Origin of the sequence: Pseudomonas sp. W15Feb9B (assembly GCF_000828175.1) — a bacterium.
Lineage (GTDB): Bacteria > Pseudomonadota > Gammaproteobacteria > Pseudomonadales > Pseudomonadaceae > Aquipseudomonas > Aquipseudomonas parakoreensis.
Genome location: NZ_JTKF01000067.1, coordinates 1 through 4,962 on the forward strand (window position 1 = coordinate 1; position 4,962 = coordinate 4,962).

The 4,962-nt window shown below is 61.5% G+C and carries 8 protein-coding genes; 5 read left to right on the plus strand and 3 right to left on the minus strand.

Features of this window, described 5'->3' with window-relative positions; genetic code table 11:
• The coding region (locus OC71_RS28430) for a hypothetical protein (RefSeq protein ID WP_041074784.1) at positions 1 to 182 on the plus strand (182 nt) is incomplete at its 5' end.
• 112 nt (positions 183 to 294) lie between these two features.
• On the opposite strand, the gene OC71_RS26020 is transcribed toward OC71_RS28430, so the two are convergent.
• On the minus strand, positions 295 to 981 hold the full coding sequence (locus OC71_RS26020) for a GNAT family N-acetyltransferase (protein WP_041074786.1): 687 nt from the start codon (positions 979 to 981) through the stop codon (positions 295 to 297).
• A gap of 255 nt (positions 982 to 1,236) precedes the next feature.
• On the opposite strand from OC71_RS26020, the gene OC71_RS26025 reads away from it, so the two are divergent.
• Positions 1,237 to 1,560: a YXWGXW repeat-containing protein gene (locus OC71_RS26025; RefSeq protein WP_041074788.1), complete on the plus strand. Its 324-nt coding sequence runs from the start codon at positions 1,237 to 1,239 to the stop codon at positions 1,558 to 1,560.
• Positions 1,561 to 1,601: 41 nt separating this feature from the next.
• Entirely contained in the window at positions 1,602 to 1,814 is a 213-nt protein-coding gene (locus tag OC71_RS26030) for a YXWGXW repeat-containing protein (protein WP_041074790.1), read from the plus strand.
• A gap of 15 nt (positions 1,815 to 1,829) precedes the next feature.
• On the opposite strand, the gene OC71_RS26035 is transcribed toward OC71_RS26030, so the two are convergent.
• Both OC71_RS26035 and OC71_RS26040 read right to left on the minus strand, forming a co-directional pair.
• Positions 1,830 to 2,390, minus strand: coding sequence for a YceI family protein (locus tag OC71_RS26035; RefSeq protein ID WP_041074792.1), 561 nt, complete (start codon positions 2,388 to 2,390; stop codon positions 1,830 to 1,832).
• 98 nt (positions 2,391 to 2,488) lie between these two features.
• Positions 2,489 to 3,847 carry an MATE family efflux transporter gene (locus OC71_RS26040; RefSeq protein WP_041074794.1) on the minus strand — a complete coding sequence of 453 codons (1,359 nt, stop codon included), beginning with the start codon at positions 3,845 to 3,847 and terminating at the stop codon, positions 2,489 to 2,491.
• A 124-nt stretch (positions 3,848 to 3,971) separates the two neighbouring features.
• Here OC71_RS26040 and OC71_RS26045 point away from each other — a divergent pair, with 124 nt between their 5' ends.
• Both OC71_RS26045 and OC71_RS26050 read left to right on the plus strand, forming a co-directional pair.
• Positions 3,972 to 4,541: a chorismate mutase gene (locus tag OC71_RS26045; protein ID WP_041074796.1), complete on the plus strand. Its 570-nt coding sequence runs from the start codon at positions 3,972 to 3,974 to the stop codon at positions 4,539 to 4,541.
• A gap of 124 nt (positions 4,542 to 4,665) precedes the next feature.
• Positions 4,666 to 4,962: hypothetical protein (locus OC71_RS26050; RefSeq protein ID WP_041074798.1), on the plus strand; the 297-nt coding region annotated here is incomplete at its 3' end.

Here is a 4,962-nt window from a genome sequence, read left to right on the forward strand (position 1 = left end):
ATCGCAGCGTGCCGCAGCTCCCACAGAGGGAGTCAGCGGTGCTCAACGACCACGTCATCATCCGCTCGGCGCTCTATCAGGATTTCGACACGCGGTACTTGAGTCAGCCCCCGCGCATTCCCATGATGAAGGTACGCAGGCGCTTCACTCCTGAGCGCCTGTGTAGGGATCGGGTGTTCTGAACCCCAAATCAAGCCCGTTCCCTGTTTCATGCGCAGCTTGAGCCTCATGGGCTCTACTTCTCCCCATCAAAGAGCCTTGAGGCTCTTTTTTTGTCCGCTTTTTGCCGCTGACTCAGTGCAGCGTCAGCCGCTGGCGCACGAATTCTTCAGTGTGCCGGGTGACCTGATCGAGATGCCGGTCGCGCTGCTTCTCGGCATCGAGCATCGCGCGCTTGCCGTTCTTCTGCAGCAGGTAGGTGTGGATCTGCTGCACTTCCAGCGAGCGGTAGATCGGTGTGGTGTCGATAAAACCGCGCAGGCCGTTGCTGCGGTAATGCCGGGTGCTCATCAGCACCTGGGTTTCGCGAGCGCCGATCACCTCGAACCCCAGCGCTTCGAAATACGGCACCTTGCCAACACTGCAGGTCAGTTCGGCATGCGGGTAACGGCTGACCATCTCGCCGATCATCGCCCGCGCCACGCCTTGGCGCCGATAGCCTTCACGCACGGCCATGTAGGCGACGCTGCACGCTTCCCAATCGCCTTGCACCGGCAGGTACAAGAGGAAACCGGTGACCTGCTCCGGATCGTCCTCGGCGGTCGCCACCAGCAATTCCACCTCGGTGCCCTTCTCGCCGTTCAGCGCTTCCAGATACAGATGCACCTCATAGCCGACCGCGTATTGATAGACGTTGTACAGCAGATTGCTCGGGCCAAGACCGACCGCGCTGATGTCGGTGAGGTAATCGACCACCAGTTGCAGAATCTGGCTGTTGACGCTTTCGGGGCATGGGGTTTTGTAGTGGGTGATACGTGACATGGCGGGTGAACTCCGGCGAAAAACCGCGCCATCATACCCTGTCCCGACGCTTGCTCTGTGTAGGAGCTGCCGAAGGCTGCGATCTTTTGGCTTTATAGAAGCAAGATCAAAAGATCGCAGCCTGCGGCAGCTCCTACAGGGAAGCTCGCGTTTGACCTGAAGAAAATTTCATCCTCCGTAAAGCGGATTTTTCGCCGATTTGGCGTCCAATTCTTCAGCTGCGTTCACTTTTCACGCAGGCCTTGAGGAGTTGTCATGAGCGTGTTGCGTTCACTGTTCAAATGGCGAAAAACCCTGCTGCTGGTGCCGATGACGCTGGCGGCGCTGGCCAGTGCGCCAGCGTTTGCCCAGCAGGTGGTGATCGTCCAGCAAGCCCCACCGCCGATGCGCATGGAAGTGATGCCCGGCGCGCGTCCCGGGTATGTCTGGGATCAGGGCCACTGGCGCTGGGAAGGACGCGGTTACGTGTGGATGCCCGGCCACTGGCAACCGGTGCGTCATGGTGCGCACTGGCGGCCGGGGCACTGGCAGGCACGCGGGCCGAACTGGTTCTGGGTTGAAGGGCGCTGGGTGCGCTGATTGGCCGTCGACCTGCACACTTCTTCTACAAGGAACAACCCATGTCCAGAAGCGTTAAAGCCTTGCTCGCCGCCGCACTGGTGGCGATCACTCTGTCCGGTTGCGTCATCGAACCGGTCCGTCCGCACCGGCCACCGCCGCCGGTGGAAGTGGTGCCGGTGATGCCTGCGCCGGGCTATCACTGGGTCGCCGGTCATTACCGCTGGGGTGGCCATGAATGGCGCTGGGTGCCAGGGCACTGGCGCGCCTACTGACCTGAAAGGCTGGCGTCACTGCTGTGGCGCCACCACCTTGAAGGAAATGGCAATGTCGTTGGACACCACGGTATCCGCCCACTCCCCCGCTCCGAGCCCGAATTCGCTGCGCTTGAGCACCAGCTCGCCGTCGAAAATGCCGATTGCGCTCTCCGGCTTCAGCTCGACCGGCACCTGCACCTCGCGTGTAATGCCTTTGACGGTGAGCAGACCGGCGACCAGATAGCGGTTGTTCGCCACGCGGGTAAAACGGCTGGATACGAACACCGCCTCTGGAAAGCGCTGGGTATCGAACCACGCCGGTTTCACCAGCTCGGTATTGGCGTCGTCGCTGCCGGCATTGATGCTGGCCAGGTCGATGTGCAACGTAGTGTGGGCGTTGGCGAGGTTGTCGCTGTCGAACTGCAGTGTCGCGTCGAACTTGCCGAAGGTGCCATAAACCTGGTCGCCGAATTGCTTGTAAATGAAGCTGATCTTGCTGGCGGTAGTGTTGACGCGATTGTATTCAGCGGCCTGCGCGCAGGTCATGACGCACAGGCCGGTAAACAGTGCCGCAGCGGTGAATCGGACACGCATGGGATTCTCCGGACAGGGCAAACCTTCGAGGCCTCGATTGACTTAAGCAAACAACCGGCAGTTGTGCCATGTCATCTGTCCGCCGGTGTGGCTCAGGCTCAGACCAGCCGCTCGATCTTCTGATGTTGCCAGACCAGTCTGTAATACAGCGTCTGCAACACCAGCATGCCCAGATACGCCACCGGAAACGCCATCCAAACGCCTTGCAAACCGTACTGCCCGTCCAGCCAGTAAGCCGCCGGCAGCTGCACGCCGACCACGCAGACAATGGCGATTGCCACCGGCACCAGCACCGTGCCACTGGCGCGCATGATGCCGCCGATGATCGCCTGGAAGCCAAACACCAGCAGGCTCCATAACATGATGTGCAGCAAGTGCTCAGCCATCGCCCGGGTCGATTCTTCGGTCAGGAACAGTCCCAGCAACCAGTGCGATAACAGGTAACCGAGCACGATCAAGCCACCGGTCAGGCACACGTTGATCAACAGCCCGGTGCGCAGGATCGCGGCCAGGCGCTGCAGGTGCCCGGCACCGATGGCCTGGGCGCCAAGGATCGAGGCGGTGATGGCAATCGACAGCGCCGGAAACTGCACGTAGTTGACGATCTGCGTCACCGCGCCATACGCCGCCGTCGCCTGCGAGCCGTGCTGGTTGACCAGCGCCAGAATCACCAGCTCCGACAGCGACAACACGATCATCTGCACCCCGGTCGGCAGGCCGATGCGCAGCACTTTGCCCAGAATCGCCCTGTCCAGCCGCAGTGCCGCGAAGAACTCACGGTCCGGCGCCAGCGGATGGTTGTTGCGAATCAACCGCCAGGCCAGCCACGCCATGGCCGACAGGTTGCCAGCCAGACCGGCGAAGGCCGCGCTCTGGATGCCCAACTGGGGCAAACCGAACCAGCCACGAATCAGCGCCGGGGTCAGCGCCAGCCCGACCGAGGTCGATACCATCAGCGCCAACAATGGCGATACGGTGTCGCTGACCCCGCGCAGCAATTGCGTGAACAGCACAAACACCAGCATCGACGGCAGAATCCACATCATCACGTGCGCATACGCCACCGCGTCGTCCAGCACATCCGCCGGCGTCCCCAGCCCCTGCAACGCCTGCCGCGCAAAGACACTGCCCAGCACCGCGGCGAGCAAGCCGATCAACACCCCCAACAACAGCGTCGCCCCGGTGATCGCCTTGACCATGTGCGCCTCACGTGCGCCCCACGCCTGGCCGATCAAGACCCCGGCCCCCGCGCCCAGACCGATCACCAGCGCGATGAAGAAAAAGATGATCGGGAACATCCCCGACACCGCCGCCAACGCCTGTGTCCCGAGCATCTGCCCGATGTAGATGCTGTTGACCGTGCCCGACATCGATTGCAGGAAATTGGACAGCACCATCGGCGCGAGGAACAACAGGTAGGTTTGCCAGAGCGGTTTGCGGGTGCCAGGGGTTTGCATTGAGGATCCGTCTCGGGGTGGGAGATGCGTTGGATACTACGCTAGATGGCGGATAAAGTCGGTCGACAGCGCCTCTGCGCAAGGCTTAAATGTCGGCACTATTTTCCGTGGAACGCACCCGCCCATGACCCCGTTGCGAAATGCCCTGACCTGTTCCCTGCTGGTTGTTTTCAGCCACATGGCTGGCGCCGCCGAAGCCACTGCTCCCACCGAATCGTTGCGTCCCTTGCTGGCAACCTTGAACGAACGCCTGAACATCGGCGATCTGGTGGCACTGACCAAATGGGACAGCGGCAAGCCGATTCAGGACAGCCCGCGCGAAGCGCAGGTCATTGCCAATGCCCGCACACTGGCGACCGAACATCAGCTCGACCCCGAAGACGTGGCTCAGTTGATCGCCGCGCAGATGGAGGCGAACAAACTGGTGCAGTACGGATTGCTCGCACAATGGCAAGCGGCCGGGGCGGCGCCGGACACCCCGCGACCGGATCTGGCGAAGCAGATTCGTCCGCGCCTGGACGAGTTGCAAACCCGCCTGCTGCGCCAGTACGCCGACTTCGCGCCGCATCGCCACGACCCGAGTTGCCCGGTCTGGCTGGCCAAGGCCCGGCAAGGTCTGACCCACGATGCACTGCATGATCTGGCTCTGATCCGTGCCACCGGAGAGCTGTGCATTCGGGCGCCGAAGCTTTAAATCAGGGGTTGCGGCATACATCGCTGGCGTCGATAGTCACCATCACGTCAATGAAGTTCTCATAAAAAATCCGCGGCGTAACATCAGCTCCATACCAACCCAATACACCCCGGAGCACACGATCATGAAACGCCAAACCATCCTCGGCATCGCTTTCTCGGTTCTTGCAGTTAACGCTTTTGCAGCAACACCCGCTCACACCCTGGTCGCTGAAGGCGGCTCGGACAAGTTGATTGAAAGCCGTTTGGCTGAAGGTGGTTCTGATCGTTTGCTGGAACGCCGCGTGGCTGAAGGTGGCTCGGATCGTCTGCAGGAACGCCGTGTGGCTGAAGGTGGCTCGGATCGTCTGCAGGAACGCCGTGTGGCTGAAGGTGGTTCGGATCGTCTGCAGGAACGCCGCGTGGCTGAAGGTGGCTCGGAT

Coding starts and splice junctions, on each gene's coding strand:
- OC71_RS26020 (WP_041074786.1), bottom strand. CDS start 981: ATGTCACGTATCACCCACTACAAAACCCCATGCCCCGAAAGCGTCAAC.
- OC71_RS26025 (WP_041074788.1), top strand. CDS start 1,237: ATGAGCGTGTTGCGTTCACTGTTCAAATGGCGAAAAACCCTGCTGCTG.
- OC71_RS26030 (WP_041074790.1), top strand. CDS start 1,602: ATGTCCAGAAGCGTTAAAGCCTTGCTCGCCGCCGCACTGGTGGCGATC.
- OC71_RS26035 (WP_041074792.1), bottom strand. CDS start 2,390: ATGCGTGTCCGATTCACCGCTGCGGCACTGTTTACCGGCCTGTGCGTC.
- OC71_RS26040 (WP_041074794.1), bottom strand. CDS start 3,847: ATGCAAACCCCTGGCACCCGCAAACCGCTCTGGCAAACCTACCTGTTG.
- OC71_RS26045 (WP_041074796.1), top strand. CDS start 3,972: ATGACCCCGTTGCGAAATGCCCTGACCTGTTCCCTGCTGGTTGTTTTC.